Annotated in this window: 14 protein-coding genes and 1 other RNA gene; 4 read left to right on the top strand and 11 right to left on the bottom strand. The window is 46.3% G+C overall.

Annotation, left to right across the window (positions count from 1 at the left end; genetic code table 11):
• Window positions 1-14 precede the first annotated feature (14 nt).
• The 11 genes from murG to rsmI form a co-directional block, all read right to left on the bottom strand.
• On the bottom strand, window positions 15-1,082 hold the full coding sequence (murG, locus tag R7127_RS01645; protein ID WP_213869782.1) for an undecaprenyldiphospho-muramoylpentapeptide beta-N-acetylglucosaminyltransferase: 1,068 nt from the start codon (window positions 1,080-1,082) through the stop codon (window positions 15-17).
• A complete protein-coding gene (gene ftsW, locus R7127_RS01640) occupies window positions 1,069-2,265 on the bottom strand; it encodes a cell division protein FtsW (protein ID WP_005372933.1) in 1,197 nt (398 codons plus the stop codon). The genes murG and ftsW overlap by 14 nt, the downstream gene beginning before the upstream one ends.
• Before the next feature lie 18 nt (window positions 2,266-2,283).
• The gene (murD, locus tag R7127_RS01635; protein WP_318141804.1) at window positions 2,284-3,597 is read right to left on the bottom strand and encodes a UDP-N-acetylmuramoyl-L-alanine--D-glutamate ligase; all 1,314 of its coding nucleotides are present in this window, start codon (window positions 3,595-3,597) and stop codon (window positions 2,284-2,286) included.
• 39 nt (window positions 3,598-3,636) lie between these two features.
• Window positions 3,637-4,719 carry a phospho-N-acetylmuramoyl-pentapeptide-transferase gene (gene mraY / locus R7127_RS01630; protein ID WP_005372931.1) on the bottom strand — a complete coding sequence of 361 codons (1,083 nt, stop codon included), beginning with the start codon at window positions 4,717-4,719 and terminating at the stop codon, window positions 3,637-3,639.
• Entirely contained in the window at window positions 4,719-6,083 is a 1,365-nt protein-coding gene (locus tag R7127_RS01625) for a UDP-N-acetylmuramoyl-tripeptide--D-alanyl-D-alanine ligase (protein ID WP_005387401.1), read from the bottom strand. The genes mraY and R7127_RS01625 overlap by 1 nt, the downstream gene beginning before the upstream one ends.
• Window positions 6,080-7,561: a UDP-N-acetylmuramoyl-L-alanyl-D-glutamate--2,6-diaminopimelate ligase gene (gene murE / locus R7127_RS01620; RefSeq protein WP_213967414.1), complete on the bottom strand. Its 1,482-nt coding sequence runs from the start codon at window positions 7,559-7,561 to the stop codon at window positions 6,080-6,082. Before murE ends, R7127_RS01625 begins: the two co-directional genes overlap by 4 nt.
• A 62-nt stretch (window positions 7,562-7,623) precedes the next feature.
• The gene (locus R7127_RS01615) at window positions 7,624-9,417 is read right to left on the bottom strand and encodes a penicillin-binding transpeptidase domain-containing protein (protein WP_005372922.1); all 1,794 of its coding nucleotides are present in this window, start codon (window positions 9,415-9,417) and stop codon (window positions 7,624-7,626) included.
• Entirely contained in the window at window positions 9,414-9,731 is a 318-nt protein-coding gene (gene ftsL / locus R7127_RS01610; protein WP_005387405.1) for a cell division protein FtsL, read from the bottom strand. Before ftsL ends, R7127_RS01615 begins: the two co-directional genes overlap by 4 nt.
• Window positions 9,732-9,736: 5 nt before the next feature.
• Window positions 9,737-10,687: a 16S rRNA (cytosine(1402)-N(4))-methyltransferase RsmH gene (gene rsmH, locus R7127_RS01605; RefSeq protein WP_005372918.1), complete on the bottom strand. Its 951-nt coding sequence runs from the start codon at window positions 10,685-10,687 to the stop codon at window positions 9,737-9,739.
• A 175-nt stretch (window positions 10,688-10,862) separates the two neighbouring features.
• Window positions 10,863-11,291, bottom strand: an RNA gene (gene rnpB, locus R7127_RS01600) — RNase P RNA component class A.
• A 167-nt stretch (window positions 11,292-11,458) separates the two neighbouring features.
• On the bottom strand, window positions 11,459-12,322 hold the full coding sequence (gene rsmI / locus R7127_RS01595; protein WP_258484111.1) for a 16S rRNA (cytidine(1402)-2'-O)-methyltransferase: 864 nt from the start codon (window positions 12,320-12,322) through the stop codon (window positions 11,459-11,461).
• Between the two features lie 68 nt (window positions 12,323-12,390).
• Between rsmI and R7127_RS01590 the strand changes: the two genes are divergently transcribed.
• From R7127_RS01590 to R7127_RS01575, 4 genes are read left to right on the top strand one after another with little or no spacing between them, the layout of a single operon-like run.
• On the top strand, window positions 12,391-14,202 hold the full coding sequence (locus R7127_RS01590; RefSeq protein ID WP_005372905.1) for a penicillin-binding protein activator: 1,812 nt from the start codon (window positions 12,391-12,393) through the stop codon (window positions 14,200-14,202).
• Window positions 14,189-14,557, top strand: a complete 369-nt coding sequence (locus R7127_RS01585) for a YraN family protein (protein WP_005372903.1) — start codon at window positions 14,189-14,191, stop codon at window positions 14,555-14,557. Before R7127_RS01590 ends, R7127_RS01585 begins: the two co-directional genes overlap by 14 nt.
• Window positions 14,558-14,560: 3 nt before the next feature.
• Window positions 14,561-15,151: a phosphoheptose isomerase gene (locus R7127_RS01580; protein WP_005372901.1), complete on the top strand. Its 591-nt coding sequence runs from the start codon at window positions 14,561-14,563 to the stop codon at window positions 15,149-15,151.
• 21 nt (window positions 15,152-15,172) lie between these two features.
• Window positions 15,173-15,841, top strand: coding sequence for a BON domain-containing protein (locus R7127_RS01575; protein WP_025768401.1), 669 nt, complete (start codon window positions 15,173-15,175; stop codon window positions 15,839-15,841).
• Window positions 15,842-15,862: the final 21 nt, after the last annotated feature.

Genomic DNA, 15,862 nt, shown 5'->3' with positions numbered 1-15,862 from the left:
TCTCAATAATTCGGTTAACGCTTTTCGGTCAAAGCGACAATGGCTTGTGCGACAACTCGGTCAGCATTCAATTTTGCAGCGCCACGCGCTTGCTCAGCCATTGTAAGTAAAGCTTGGCGATCCAATTGTTGGATCTGCAGAGTCAGAGACTCAACGGTTAAATCTGGTTGTTCAATCATTTTCGCCGCGCCGCAATCCACCAAGTGGTCTGCATTAAGTGCTTGCTGGCGGTCTTTGTGCATGAATGGAACAAAAATAGCGCCTACACCTGCCGCCGAGACTTCAGATACGGTTAACGCTCCAGAGCGACAAACTAAAAGGTCAGCCCATGCGTAAGCTTCTGCAACGTCATCAATGAATTCCATTACTTCTGCATTTACCACACCATTAGCTTGGTATGCTGCATTCACTTCTTCGGCGGAACCTTTACCCGCTTGATGACGAATACAGTAATCTTCGCCCAATTTCGACATCACTTCTGGCAGAGTTTGGTTAAGAATACGTGCGCCTTGGCTGCCACCCATCACCAAAATGCGAATTGGACCTTGGCGCTCTTGCATGCGCTCAGTTGGCGCTGCTAATTGAGTCACGTCTTCACGAACTGGGTTCCCAACCACTTCGGTATTTGGAAAAGCGCCTGGGAAAGCCTGAAAAACCTTCTTAGCGATTTTCGATAACCATTGGTTCGTTAAACCTGCTACTGCATTTTGTTCATGCAGAACAACAGGAATACCACTCATCCAAGCGGCAATACCACCCGGGCCGCTAACATAACCGCCCATACCAAGCACTGCGTCTGGCTGCCAGCGTTTCATGTGAGCACGAGCCTGCATAATGGCATTGATAATTTGAAATGGTGCTGCAAGAAGACGTTTAACGCCTTGACCTCGTAACCCTTTCACTTTGATAAAGTCGATTTCAATGCCATGTTTTGGCACCAAATCCGCTTCCATTCGATCCGCCGTACCTAACCAACGGATCTCCCAACCTTGTTCTTGAAGCTGTTTTGCTACCGCCAAACCTGGGAATACGTGACCGCCAGTACCACCAGCCATCACCATCAAACGTTTATTTTGTTTCATTAGCTTGTTGTTCTGATTGTTGTTGCTCGCGTTTCAAGCGGCATTCGTAATCGATACGCAGTAGTATGGACACTGCGACGGACATAATTATTAGACTAGAACCACCATAACTGATGAGTGGAAGTGTTAAACCTTTAGTTGGAACAATACCGGCGGCAGCTCCAACATTAACCAAGGTTTGAAACGCAAACCAAATACCAATTCCGAAAGCCAGATAACCTCCGAACATTTCGCCTTCTTCAAATGCACGCTTGCCGATGTAAACCGCTTTTAGCACCAAGCTAAAAATCAGCATTAAGACCAGCACTACGCCTACGAAACCAAGCTCTTCAGCAAGTACGGCAAACACAAAGTCGGTATGCGCTTCCGGTAGATATTCCAGTTTTTGAATTGAATTACCGAGACCTTGTCCGAACCATTCACCACGACCAAACGCCATCAAAGACTGAGTCAACTGATAGCCACTGCCAAATGGATCTTCCCACGGGTCAAGGAAGGAGGTTACTCGTCGCATACGGTATGGCTCGACGAGAATCAAACCTACCACAGCGCCGATACCTGCCACCATCAAGGCGAGAAACTGGGTTAGTTTTGCACCTGCGATAAAAAGCATGCCAAACAGCGTGACCAGCATCACGACGACCGTCCCCAAGTCTGGCTGACCAAGTAGTAATACTGCAAAGAAGGCAAACACCATGATTGGCTTCATAAAGCCACCAAAGAACGTTTGTCGTACTTCGTCTTGCTTTCGAACTAAGTAACCAGACATGAAGATAAACAGCGATAGCTTCGCGACCTCCGCTGGCTGAAGGTTAAACAGCCCGAGGGGAATCCAACGAGACGCACCATTAACCGACTTACCCGCCAAGAGCACGATGATCAACAGTGCGAAAGAAGCCCAAAGTAAGTAATGGCTCTTCTTAAACCACTCTTGCAAAGGCACTTGCAAAATAACAGCGGAGGTCCCTAACGCCAGCACGAGAAACGTCGCATGACGAAACATAAAGTGGAACGGCTGTTCCGTTAATCGAGAGCTGATTGGAAATGATGCAGAGGTTACCATGACCAAACCAGTCAACATCAAACCCAGTGCAATCCACACTAACTGACGATCAAACATCGCCTCTGGGGCTGGATGCTTGAGCCAATTGCCAATACTGCGTTTAACGTTACCTAAACCCACGAAGTGTGTAACCTTTAATTATGCATATTTCTGAGCAAGAGCAGCGAAAGCATCACCTCTTGCCATAAAGTTGTCGAATTGATCAAAGCTAGCACATGCAGGAGACAGCATCACCATATCACCTGGTTTTAACTGCGAAGATACTTGTTGAATCACATCTTCCATAGTGTCGAAACGTATTGCAGATTCATGCAGTGGCATAAATTCATCGCCATCAGCGCCAAAGCAACACAGTTGCAAGTTAAGCGTCGCGAAGATCGGTTTTAATGGCGAGAAGTCAGCACCTTTGCCAACACCACCAACGAGTAAGTAGAGCTTGCCTGTCGATTCCAAACCAGATAGCGCAGCCATAGTGCTGGCAATATTAGTTGCTTTAGAGTCATTCACCCATTTGACGCCTTGATTATCCGAAACCACCTGGCATCGGTGTGTCAGTCCCGTGTAATTTTTAAGTGCATTCAATGCTTTGTGATAGTTTACGTCCGCAGCTTTTAATAGCGCTAAAGCAACCAGAGCGTTAGATAAGTTGTGCTTACCAACCAACTTAAGCTCATCACTTGCGACAACTCGTTGACCGTGATCGAGCAGCCAAGTACGGTTGCCACCCACCTCGAGACCAAAGTCCTGATTGTCGCTGCCAAATGTCACCAATGGCATCTCTGCGTCTGGGAAGGTTTCTTGATCATCACGGTTCACGACTGCAAGAGCAGCATGGTTAAAAATACGCAACTTAGCTTGTCGATAGTCAGACATGCCTTGATAACGATCCATATGATCTTCAGAAAGATTCAGAAACGCAGCGGCTTTGAGCTTTAAGCTTGACGTCGTTTCTAACTGGAAGCTCGAGAGTTCGAGTACATATAGGTCTGCGTCTTGTTCTAACAAATCCAGTGCAGGCACACCGATGTTACCACCAACGCCAACATCCAAACCTGCAGCCTTAGCCATCACACCTGTGAGGTCGGTTACTGTGCTCTTACCGTTTGAGCCCGTAATCGCAATTACGGGCTTCTGCACCGCCCAAGCGAATAACTCGATATCACCAACTACTGCCGTACCTTTTGCTAAGACGGCTTGGATCTCTGGTGTCGCTAGCGCAATACCAGGGTTGGTCACGATAAGATCCGCGTCAGAAAGCCAGTCCGTATTCCAACCACCACTATGCAGTTGAACACTTTCCGGCAAGCGCTCTGCACCTGGAGGGTTTACACGAGTATCAATGACTTTGACCACAAGTTGTGGCTGATTTTTTCTTAGGTGTTTAACGACAGAGAGCCCGGTAATACCGAGCCCTACGACGACAACACTATGTATGTTTTGCCAACGTTCCATATTTGATCACACTGTAAATCTTGTTCTTGGAAAGCGCGATTAACGCACTTTCAATGTCGCAAGACCAATCAGAACAAGAACCATAGAAATAATCCAGAAGCGCACGATTACGCGAGGTTCTGGCCAACCTTTCAATTCGTAGTGGTGGTGAATTGGTGCCATACGGAAAATGCGCTGACCACGTAATTTGTAAGAACCTACCTGCAGGATGACTGATAGCGTTTCCATTACAAATACGCCACCCATGATCACCAACACCAACTCTTGACGAACTAGAACAGCAATGGTGCCCAATGCACCGCCAAGCGCTAGTGAACCTACATCGCCCATGAACACTTGTGCTGGGTAAGTGTTAAACCACAAGAAACCAAGGCCTGCACCTACGATTGCTGTACATACGACAACTAACTCAGAAGCATGTGGCAAGTATGGTATATGAAGGTATTCAGAGAAGTTAACGTTACCGGTCGCCCATGCAATAACCGCGAAGCCTGCTGCAACAAGAACCGTTGGCATGATTGCCAAACCGTCTAGACCATCAGTCAGGTTAACCGCGTTACTTGTACCTACAATGACAAAGTAAGTCAGAATGATATACATCAAACCAAGCTGCGGCATGATGTCTTTAAAGAATGGCACCACTAGCTGAGTTGCTGCTGTGTCTTTACCGTAAGCATACAATGCGAAAGCGACGACAAACGCGATCAACGACTGCCAGAAGTACTTCCAACGCGCGATCAAACCATCGGTATTTTTTCGCACCACTTTACGATAATCATCAACAAATCCGACTGCACCGTAGCCAAGCAAGACCGTCAATACCGCCCATACATATGGGTTGGATAAGTCTGTCCATAGCAAAATCGTGATTGAGATGGCCGCTAAGATCATGATACCGCCCATAGTTGGAGTACCACGCTTACTAAAGTGAGATTCAGGACCTTCGTTACGTACTACCTGACCAATTTGCAGCATTTGCAAACGCTTGATCATGATTGGTCCCATCCATAATGACAGACCTAGAGCGGTTAATACGCTTAGGATTGCTCGAAAAGACAAGTATTCAAACAATCGGAAAAAAGACAGGTATGGCTGTAGCAGCTCGGCAAGCCAAATAATCATTAATAATACTCCTTCAAAGCAGCAGCGACTTCAAACATACGTGCACCGTTCGCTCCTTTCACCAATATCGTATGGTTTTCAGGAACGGCTTGGTCTAGATGCTGCTTGATGTATTCAATCATCTCTTGGTGCGTCTCAAAATGAATGCCTTGGCAAAGATCACTGATCACCTTGGCGTCTGCACCATATGTGAGAACATGTTCAAATTTTTGTGGGGCAGCATGTTCCCCGACTTGACGATGAAGTGCAAGACTTTCCTCGCCCAATTCCGCCATATTACCTAAAATCAGCCAGCGTTGACCTGGGAAAGCGGCCAATAAATCAACTGCCGCTTTCATGGCTGGCACGCTCGCGTTGTAGCTGTCGTCAATCAATTTTATCTTTTCGCTCAGCGCTTCAACCTCGACGCGACCTTTCACTTTGTTCAAATGTTTAAGGCCAGCACGAACCTCTTCTAATGTGGCGCCCATTTGTAACGCAATAATAGAAGCAGCGATCGCATTCGCAACGTTGTGTTGACCTATAATACCCAGAGACAGTTCAATTTCTTGTGAGCTTGCTGCGATATGTAAGTCAAAGCTTGCTTCACCTGCGGCGTTCAATACGATGTTAGAAGCGAAGAAGTCTGCATCAGTATTACTTTGTGAAAAAGTAATGACTTTCTTATCTGCTAACACTTCATCCCACTTGGCTTCACCATTGCTGTCTAGGTTAACAATCGCAATACCACCAGCTGAAAGGCCTTGGTAGATTTCACCTTTGGCTTGTTTCACGCCATCGATAGAACCAAAGCCTTCAAGGTGAGCGGCTGCTACATTGTTCACTAACGCGATATCTGGTTTTACTAACTGAGTAGTGTAAGCAATTTCACCTATATGATTAGCACCAAGCTCAATCACGGCATAATCATCATCCTGCTGTGAGCGCAATAATGTCAACGGAACACCAATATCATTATTGAAGTTACCCGCCGTGAATAACACTTTGCCTTTCAATTGCAGGATACTCGCAACCATTTCTTTTACGGTCGTTTTACCGCAACTTCCGGTGATGGCAACGGTAGGTGTTTTGCATGCTTGATGCACCCAAGAAGCAAACTCACCCAATGCAAGTTTGGTATCCGACACCACAATTTGCGGCACATTCACATCTAAGCGTTTTTCTACGAGTAAAGCACCGGCACCTGCATCTACCGCTTGTTGGCAAAAGTTGTGCGCATCAAAGCGCTCCCCTACTAACGCCACAAATAGAGCCCCACGATCAATCGTTCGTGTATCAGTAGAAACCGCGTCGATAAGTAGATCGTCGCCGAATCGCTCGCCACGTGTGATGTCTGCAATTTGAGATAACGTTACTTTGATCATGAGGTCAATCCTAAAAGTTGCATTGCGGACTCGCGGTCGGAGTAATGAATCGTTTCGCCATTACGAATCTGATAATCTTCATGACCCTTCCCAGCTAACAAGATAATGTCGTTTGGCGAAGCATTTTCAATGGCATAAGACAGTGCTTTGAAGCGGTCATGCTGAACAATCGCTTCAGCAGGTTTTGACAGCCCAGCTAACATGTCTTTCACAATCTGAACCGGGTCTTCGCTGCGTGGGTTATCGTCAGTCAACACCACTCTGTCGCCTAGACGCTCTGCAATTTCCGCCATCATTGGGCGCTTACCTGCATCGCGATCGCCACCGCAGCCAAAAATAGCCCACAGCTGGCCTTCACAATGAACTCGTAAAGCTTGCAGCGCTTTTTCTAAAGCATCAGGAGTATGGGCATAATCAACCACGACTTTGGCACGATCCTCAGTTTGGAATAACTCCATTCGGCCGAGTACAGGTTGCAGTTGACCTGCGGTTTCGAGTAACGCTTGTTTCTCTTTACCTAAGCTTAATAAGGTCGCAAAAGCGAGCATTAAGTTGGTTGCATTAAACTCACCAATCAAAGGCGCGTGCAATTCACCTGAGCCAAATTTACCATCGAACTTAATAGTAATCCCTGACTCTGCGTAACTGACTTCCGTCGCCCAAATTGCGCTTTCAAATTCAGTGTTCGGCTTGAGCGAGACAGCGATCGCATTACTTAACTGCGACGCCCATTGATGACCGACTTCATCATCAACATTGATAATGGCACGTTCACATTGGTGTTGCGTGAACAACCCAAGCTTTGCATTGGCATACTCTTCCATCGTGCCATGATAATCTAAGTGGTCACGACTTAAGTTAGTAAACACGCCCGCCGCAAATGATAATGCTTTGACACGACCTTGCGTAAGGCCATGAGAAGATACTTCTAGCGCGGTGTATGTGGCTTGTTGATTTGCGAGAGAGGAGAGCGTTTTCTGAATTTCAACGGCATTCCCCGTTGTATTCGCAGCTTGTTGCAAGTTATTGAGGAAGCCATTTCCTGTTGTTCCCATTACCGCCGCTTTATGGTCAAGCAGTTCTAGCCATTGCGCTATTAACTGGGTAATGGTGGTTTTGCCGTTGGTGCCGGTGACACCAATCAAATCCATATTAGGGTAAGCATAGAGCTTTCCAGCAATTGCGGATAAACGTTGGTCCAACCTATCGATGTAAATGACGGGAACATCATCAATGATTTCCACCGTACCATGTGTTTTGACATCGCAGGCTTGCGCCAGGGCTGCATTTGCACCTTGCTCAATTGCAGAGGCAATGAATTTACGCCCATCCACAACATGGCCAATCACTGCTACAAACGTGGTTCCAGGTTGAACTCTTCGGCTGTCGAGCTCCAATTCAGAAACAAGAACGGACGATAAGCTAGGGCAATCCACCCAAGGGGAAAGCAGCACGTCCATACTGATGGCTTTAGTCATATTTGTTCTCCGAGCTTTGGCTCAGGTTTTCTTAATTTTGTTTGCTCAGTAAACCACAGAGCTTACTGTTGGAATTTGTTTTCGTCAGGTGCAACATTGAGTATTTGTAGCGCGCCTTTCATGATTTCAGAGAAAACAGGAGACGCTACCGAACCACCATAGTAGTCATCGCCTTGAGGCTCATTTACGATCACTACTAAAGCAATTCGCGGATCGCTAACCGGAGCAAGCCCAGCCGTGTAGGTGATGTACTCGTCGCTGTACCCACCAGCAGAAGCTTTACGTGATGTACCCGTTTTCGCTCCCACTCGATAACCAGGAACTGCCGCTCTGCGAGCCGAGCCCCCTTTTTGAGTTACGGTTTCCAACATGTCTAATACTTGACGCGCATACTTCGCACTCACCACTTGACGTGACATGTCATGATCATTGCTTTCGATAATATGAATAGGCTCGTATTTGCCAAGGTTTCCAAGCGTCGCATAAGCATGGGCTAGCTGGATTGGTGTAATTGATAGACCATAACCAAACGCAATCGTGGCGCGCTCAATTGGCGACCAACGAGTTCGTGTAGGAAAAATACCCGTCACTTCCCCAACTAGGTTTAGGCCAGAAAGCTCACCAAAACCCACTGAACTGTACAGCCCAAGAAGCGCCTCTACCGGCATTTGCATTGCTAGCTTCGTCACACCGATATTACTCGACTTTTTAAGGATCGTGGTCAAGCTCGCTTTGCCTACGCGAGAGACATCTCTGACTCGACTACCACCTAAGCGTAGGACACCATTACCGGTATCTACGATGGTATCTTTATCGGCTATCCCATTTTCTAAGGCGGCTAAAATAACGAAAGGCTTAATGGTCGAACCGGGCTCCATTGAGTCCGTGATCACTCGGTTACGCATTTGATAGCTTTGCCAATCGCTACGATTGTTAGGGTTGTAAGAAGGAGCATTAACCATGGCCAATACGGCGCCCGTTTTTACATCCAACATGACAACAGAACCTGAAGTGGCGCGGTGGTCCGCAACGGCTTGCTTAATCGCACGATACGCAATCGCCTGTAGGCGCTGATCGATGGTTAACTGAAGTGATTTACCTTCTTGCTTGTCTTGCCAAGCAATGTTTTCCACAACACGACCATAACGGTCTTTACGAATAGTTTTCTTACCCGCCGCGCCAGTGAGCCACTCATCGTAGCTACGCTCCACACCTTCTAGGCCATGCCCGTCAATGCCTGTCACACCGACTAAGTGAGCACTAACCTCACCTGCAGGATAATAACGACGAGATTCCGACTTAAGGCCAACACCTGGCAGCTTTAGCTCACGAATATAGTTCGCCATGGCCGGACTGACCTGGCGCTGCAAGTAGATAAAGCGGCGTTTTTCATTGCGCTTGATTTTGTCTATTAACCCTTGTCGGTCAATACCAAGAACATCCGCTAATGCATGCCAACTTTTGGTCTGGCTTAACGCGTTTTCTTTAAAAATCGTGGCAGGATCTGCCCAAACAGCCTCAACCGGTACACTGACAGCAAGCGGCTCACCATTTCGATCCGAAATAATACCGCGAGCAGAAGGAATGGATTTAACACGAACCGAACGTAGGTCACCTTGTTTAATCAGGTTATCTGGCTCAATGATTTGGATGTAGGCTACGCGTGCCACCAAAAGGGCAAATGCACAAAAAACAAAAAACAGTAATAGATGGAAGCGCCAACGAATCAAGAAAGATTCTTCGACCGCCACTTTCACTGCTTTGTTATCGTTTTTCTTATCCCCCGTAGCCGCTTTCTCTTTTGCTACAGGTTTACGCTTATTGGCTTGTTTCGTGTTGGATTTTTTTCTAATCATTTGAGCGTGACAACCACTTCTTTATCGCCATCAGGTCGTTTCATTTCAAGTTCTTTTTTGGCAAGGTCTTGAACACGACTGTGTTCCGCGAGGGCAGTTTCTTCCAACATTAAGTTACGCCATTCGCTATCTAATCGTTCTCGTTCAACCAACGTATGGTCTTTCTCGGTAATCGCTTGACGCGCATGGTGGGTAGCAAATACCACTCCCATTGCCGATGCCACGATCAATAGCAACAACAGTAATGGCCAGCGACCAACGGTGAGGAGATCCGTCGCAATCAACTTAGCAAGATTAGGAGTGGGTTTCGTCATAATAATTAAAGCTTTTCCGCAATTCTTAACACAGAGCTGCGCGAGCGAGGGTTCATTTCAATTTCTTGTTTGCTTGGCTTAATCGCTTTGCTCACCGCTTTCATATTCGCACTACCAAGAGCACGAATTTGCTCTTCCGTCATTGGAATACCGTGTGGCACTTCAGGCCCTTTGCTCTCTTTACGGATAAAACGTTTGACCATACGGTCTTCCAGAGAGTGGAAGCTAATCACAGATAAACGGCCTTCAGGAGCCAGAATGCTCGCCGCGCCTTTAAGTGCCGTATCAATTTCTTCTAACTCACTGTTGATGTAAATACGAAAAGCCTGGAAAGCACGAGTCGCAGGGTGTTTTTTCTCTTTAAAACTTTTCGGTGCGGCATCTGAAATCAATTTTGCCAGCTGACCAGTGCGAACCATTGGCTCATTTTCTTCGTCTTCACGGTAGGCAACAATCGCTTTTGCAATACGGCGCGCATGTTTATCTTCCCCAAACTCGCGAATGACCCAAGTGATATCATCGAGGTCTGCTTCCATCAACCATTGAGATACTGGAACACCTGATGTCGGGTCCATACGCATATCTAGCGGACCGTCTTTCATAAAGCTAAAGCCACGCTCTGCGTCGTCTAACTGAGGAGAAGAAACGCCTAAATCCAGCAGAACACCATCCACTTTTCCAACTAGCCCATACTCTTCAGCATACTCAGCAATACCAGAAAATGGACCATGAATAATGGTGAAGCGAGGGTCATTGATTTTGCCTGCCTCAGCGATCGCTTGAGGGTCACGGTCGATACTGTACAGTCGGCCATTTTCACCGAGTTTAGATAGAATTGTCCGGCTGTGACCGCCACGGCCAAATGTTCCATCAATATAGACGCCGTCTGGTTTGATAGCTAAGCCATCAATGGATTCATTTAATAACACGGAAATATGTTGGAAGGTTTCGGTCATAGCTTTCTCGTTGAATGATCTTGAAGCGATTCTTTAGTGTACTGATTTCCTACATCATCGCCACCACAAGTCTAAAGTTAGACGTGATTTACGCCAAGTTTATTGGTAATGACATAGTTTGCGTCAATTAAATGCAAAAAACCCATCACTACCGAAGTAGAGATGGGTCTCGAATAGGTGGAGCCGACACATAAGCCGGGTTCTGTTCCGCTTGCGCGGCGGTAGCCATTCGTCTAGGCCAGCAATCACTCACTGGCTCGAGCAACCTACCCGCCTCCTTACGCGAGCAACGCAATGTGGAGGCCTATTTGGTCTTGCTTCAGGTGGAGTTTACCCTGCTACGAACTATTGCTAGTCGTCCGGTGCGCTCTTACCGCACCCTTTCACCCTTACCTGTGCCCTAAGGCCATCGGCGGTCTTCTCTCTGCTGCACTTGTCGTAGGCTTGCGCCCCCCAGGCGTTACCTGGCACCTTGCTCTATGAAGCCCGGACTTTCCTCCCCTTTGTCAGTCTCCCGAAGGACGTCAACGTCAGTCTCCCAAAGGGACTTCGACGTCAGTCTCCCGAAGGACATCAACAAAGCAGCGACTACCCAGTCAGCTCCGAGGGCGGATTGTATAGAGTTCTCACTTCAGAGTCTAGTTAGATCACAGATATGATGAAATGAATGCACTAAGTGATGACTTTTTAGTCAAGGTGCCAAAAATAGATAATAAAAAGGCCGATGCCTAAACATCAGCCCTCATTGACCATTTATCTCGCTAGCGGCACTTAGTCTAAGTTTTCTAAGCCCCATTTATATAACGCATTCTTCTTCAAGTTATGTATTTCTGCCACCAAAGCAGCTGCTTTTTTCAAAGGCAGCTCTTTGGTCAAAATGCCTAACGTGCGTAAAGCATCTTCAGGTAGTGAGTCGTCTGTTGTTTCACGATGGCCATGTACCAACAATACCATTTCACCACGCTGTTGGTTATCGTCACTTTTCACCCATTCAATCAGCTCACCTAACGGCATGCCTTGAATGGTTTCAAAGGTTTTTGTTAGCTCTCTTGCCAACACAACTTCTCTATCTGGGCCAAGAACGTCTAACATGTCTTGTAGAGAGTCTAAAATACGGTGCGGTGACTCGTAAAAAATACACGTACGCTCTACCGAAGCAATCTCTAGGAATTTATCCTTACGACCTTTGCTTTTCGGTGGTAAAAAACCTTCGAAGCTAAAGCGATCCGATGGCAAGCCAGAGGCACTTAACGCCGTAATGACCGCACAAGCACCTGGAAGAGGCACAACTCTAACGCCCTCTTGACGACATTTTGTCACCAAATGGTATCCTGGGTCGCTGATAAGTGGCGTACCAGCGTCAGAAACTAATGCGATAGACTGACCGGAAAGCAGCTTTTCTACCAAAACTTGTGCTTTTTGCTGCTCATTGTGGTCGTGTAGAGCAAAAGTTTTGGTTTGAATATTGAAGTGAGACAGTAATTTGCCCGTATGTCGAGTATCCTCAGCGGCAATGATGTCCACAGTCGACAGAATTTCGATAGCACGTTGGGTGATATCCGCTAAATTTCCGATTGGAGTCGGTACGATATAGAGAGTTGGCCCCTCATTCGGCAACTTATTTTTATCTGTCATTTGTTTACCATCACTTCAACGATTAATATAGAGACAATTTTGTACAAAATTATAGAGAACTCACGGCAATGATTAACCATAAGAGACTCAGTGTACCACGCATACTTACTCCTGTTGCACTAGCAATTACGCTCGCCGCCTGTTCTTCAGGTCCAAGACAGCCTGATGGCGTTGATGTAACACTTGAGCCTACTCAGTCTGTTCAGAACTATATGATCCAAGCTGATAGCACGGAAGGCAGCTTACAAAATGACTGGTTGATCATGGCAACCAAAGCCGCGATTCAAGCAAACCAGTTTGATCAAGCAGAAATGTTGATCAAGCGCCTGGCTCGTCAACAGTTAACCGAAGTTCAGCAAGCAGAGTGGCAACTAGCGCGTGCGACCATACAGCAAAAACAGGGTAATTACTCTCAGTTGCTGCAATTGTTGAATTTTAAACCTTGGTGGAAGTTGCCAAATGAGCAATGGAAAGACTATTACTTGATGCGTGCCGACGCTTATCAAGGTCTTAACCAAGCGTTTGAGGCAAACCGCCAACTGGTTGCATTTGGCCAATATGCATCGTCCGCGGAGCAGAGAGAGATTTCTAGCCGTATTTGGATGAACTTTGGCAGCTATTCCGAGTACGAACTGACCTCATTAGAAACAGAGCCAAATGAAGATGTTTTGGATGGTTGGCTACAACTCGCTATTTATGCGAAAACGTTGTCGGGCAACTTATCTCAACTAAAAAATACCCTAGAACGCTGGTTAAACGAGAACCCATCGCACCCAGCCGCTATCTACACACCAGAAGAGATTCAAAACATTCTCTCTCTAGACATCGTTAAACCAAACAACACCGCTTTGTTACTGCCGCTTACTGGTAAATTCTCGCCACAAGCGCAATTAATTCGTGATGGTTTTGTGTTTGCGATGATGAATGATCGTAACCGTGATCCAAGCGCTACCCTCACGGTAATAGACACTAATGCGTATAACGCCGACCAAATTAAACAACGTTTGATCAATGAAAACATCGACTTTGTTGTTGGTCCCCTAGAAAAAGAAAACGTTGAGCTATTGCACACAACCATGGATGGCTCAGAAAATGGTCCTACGATTCCAGCCCTTGCGCTAAATATTCCCGAAGATGTGCAACCAGATAGCAATATTTGCTACTTGGCATTATCACCAGAACAAGAAGCCGCACAAGCAGCGAAACACTTGTTCAGCGAAGGCTATAACTTCCCTCTGATCCTGGCACCAAAGGGCAGCTTTGGTGAGCGCGTAACTGAAGCGTTCAACAAAGAATGGCGCAAGTACAGCTCTAATAAAGTCGCAGCAAGTTATTTTGGCGACAAGCGCCAACTTCAAAAAGACATCAATGAAGTATTTGGTCTGCAAGAAAGCAAACAACGTATTGCTCAGATGCAATCACTAATGCGTATCAAGCTTGAAACACAGCCACGTAGCCGTCGTGATGTCGATGCGGTTTATATTGTTGCTAGAAGCACGGAACTGACTTTGATCAAGCCATTTATTGAGGTAGCGATTAACCCAGACGCCAAAGCTCCTCAAATTTTCTCTAGCTCGCGTAGCAACAGTGGCGGCGCGACTTACGAAGATCTAACAGGCATCATCTACAGCGATATCCCATTACTGATTGACCCAGACCCTAGCGTGACCGCTGAAATGAACGAGCTGTGGTCAGAGCAATCTAACATGGAAAAACGTTTGAAAGCACTGGGTATGGATGCGTATAAATTGATTGGGGAGCTGCCACAAATGAAGGTCGTTCCGGGCTACTCAGTTGGCGGCCAAACCGGTATTTTAAGTATCGACAATAATTGTGTTGTACAGCGTGAGCTAAGCTGGGCTGAGCGTGGGGCTCTTTAGTAAGCGCCAAATCGGAAATCAATATGAAGCTCTGGCGAAGCAGTATTTACAACGCCAGGGCTTAAACTTTATTGAACAAAATTTTCTGACTAAGGTCGGTGAGATTGATTTAATCTTCCAACAAGGTGAAACTATTGTGTTTGTTGAAGTCAAATACCGTAAGAACAATCACTTTGGCTCGGCAGCAGAAATGGTGACGCACGCTAAAATGCGCAAGCTAGTCAAAACCGCACAAGTTTGGCTTAGCCAACAAAAGCGCTTAAAACACAATATCGATTATCGATTTGATGTCATCGCCATTCATGATAATGGGCGAGATATCAACTGGATAGAAAACGCAATCTCTGAAGGATAAGCGATGCTAGACAGCATTAAAGACAGCTTTACAGAAAGTATTCAAATTCAAATCGCAGCAGCAGAGGCGCTGCCTGATGCCATTACTCATGCAGCTCAAGCGATGGTGTCGAGCCTGCTTAATGGCAATAAAATTTTATGTTGTGGTAATGGCGGCAGTGCTTCAAACGCTCAACAATTTGTTTCTTGTCTTTTAAACCGTTTTGAAACTGAGCGCCCTAGCCTACCAGCAATGGCCTTAACCGCCGATAATACCACCCTAACCGCAGTGGCCAACGATTACCACTACCAGGAAATCTTCTCAAAACAGGTACGAGCGTTTGGTCAACCAGGCGACATTTTGCTTGCCATGTCGACTAGCGGTAACAGTAAAAATATTATCAAAGCGATGGAAGCAGCCGTAACTCGAGACATGACGATTATCGCGCTAACAGGAAAAGATGGCGGAGAGATGGCAGGACTGCTCGGTGAGAACGACGTCGAAATTCGTATTCCATCACACCGCACTGCACGTATTCACGAAGTACATATGGTAACACTCCATTGTCTTTGTGATCTTATTGACCAGGTGCTTTTCCCTGCTCACGAAGAGTAACCAAGACTGAGAGTCAGAATTATGATACGTAGCCTTGTTATCTTATTAACAGCATTGAGTTTAAGTGGTTGCGCAGGTTTGTTTATCGCAGGTGCAGCAACCACAGCGAATATTGTCACGGACACACGCACGACAAAACAAATCTGGCAGGACAATAACATTGAATTCGAAGTTGCGGCGATCGGCAATAAAGCACCGTTTAAAGGTGAAGTTCGTGTCGTTGCCAGTTCATATAATGGGACTGTAGTCCTTATGGGACAAGCTCCGACACAAGACCTTATCCTTGCTTTAGAGCGAAGGGCTCGAGAAGTTAGTGGTGTAAAAGTCATACACAATCAAATCAAACAAAAAGAGCCACTCACTGTTACCCAGATTAGCAATGACAGCTGGATCACAACCAAAGTAAAGTCAGCTTTGCTTACTGATTCTGAGCTTAATGGTGTTAAGGTTAAAGTGATCACCGAAGATGGCGACGTTTTTCTGTTTGGTTATGTCACGCCAGAGCAAGGCGATCGAGCGACAGAAATCGCACGTAATATCTCAGGCGTAAAACAAGTCATTAAAGGGTTCCAATACGGCGAAATGGAGCCTGTTGAAGTGGACTTACCGAGTGACGGTGTACAAACAATAGAAAGTGAGGCAAGCACAGAAAATGAAGAGAACGTCGAAGTCTTTACGATTAGTGAGTAATTTCCAAAGCTTGGCTTGAAA

Source organism: Vibrio sp. 1159 (assembly GCF_033340395.1).
Lineage (GTDB): Bacteria > Pseudomonadota > Gammaproteobacteria > Enterobacterales > Vibrionaceae > Vibrio > Vibrio alginolyticus.
Note: the sequence above shows the minus strand (reverse complement) of the source record. Positions and strands in the feature narration are given on the sequence as shown.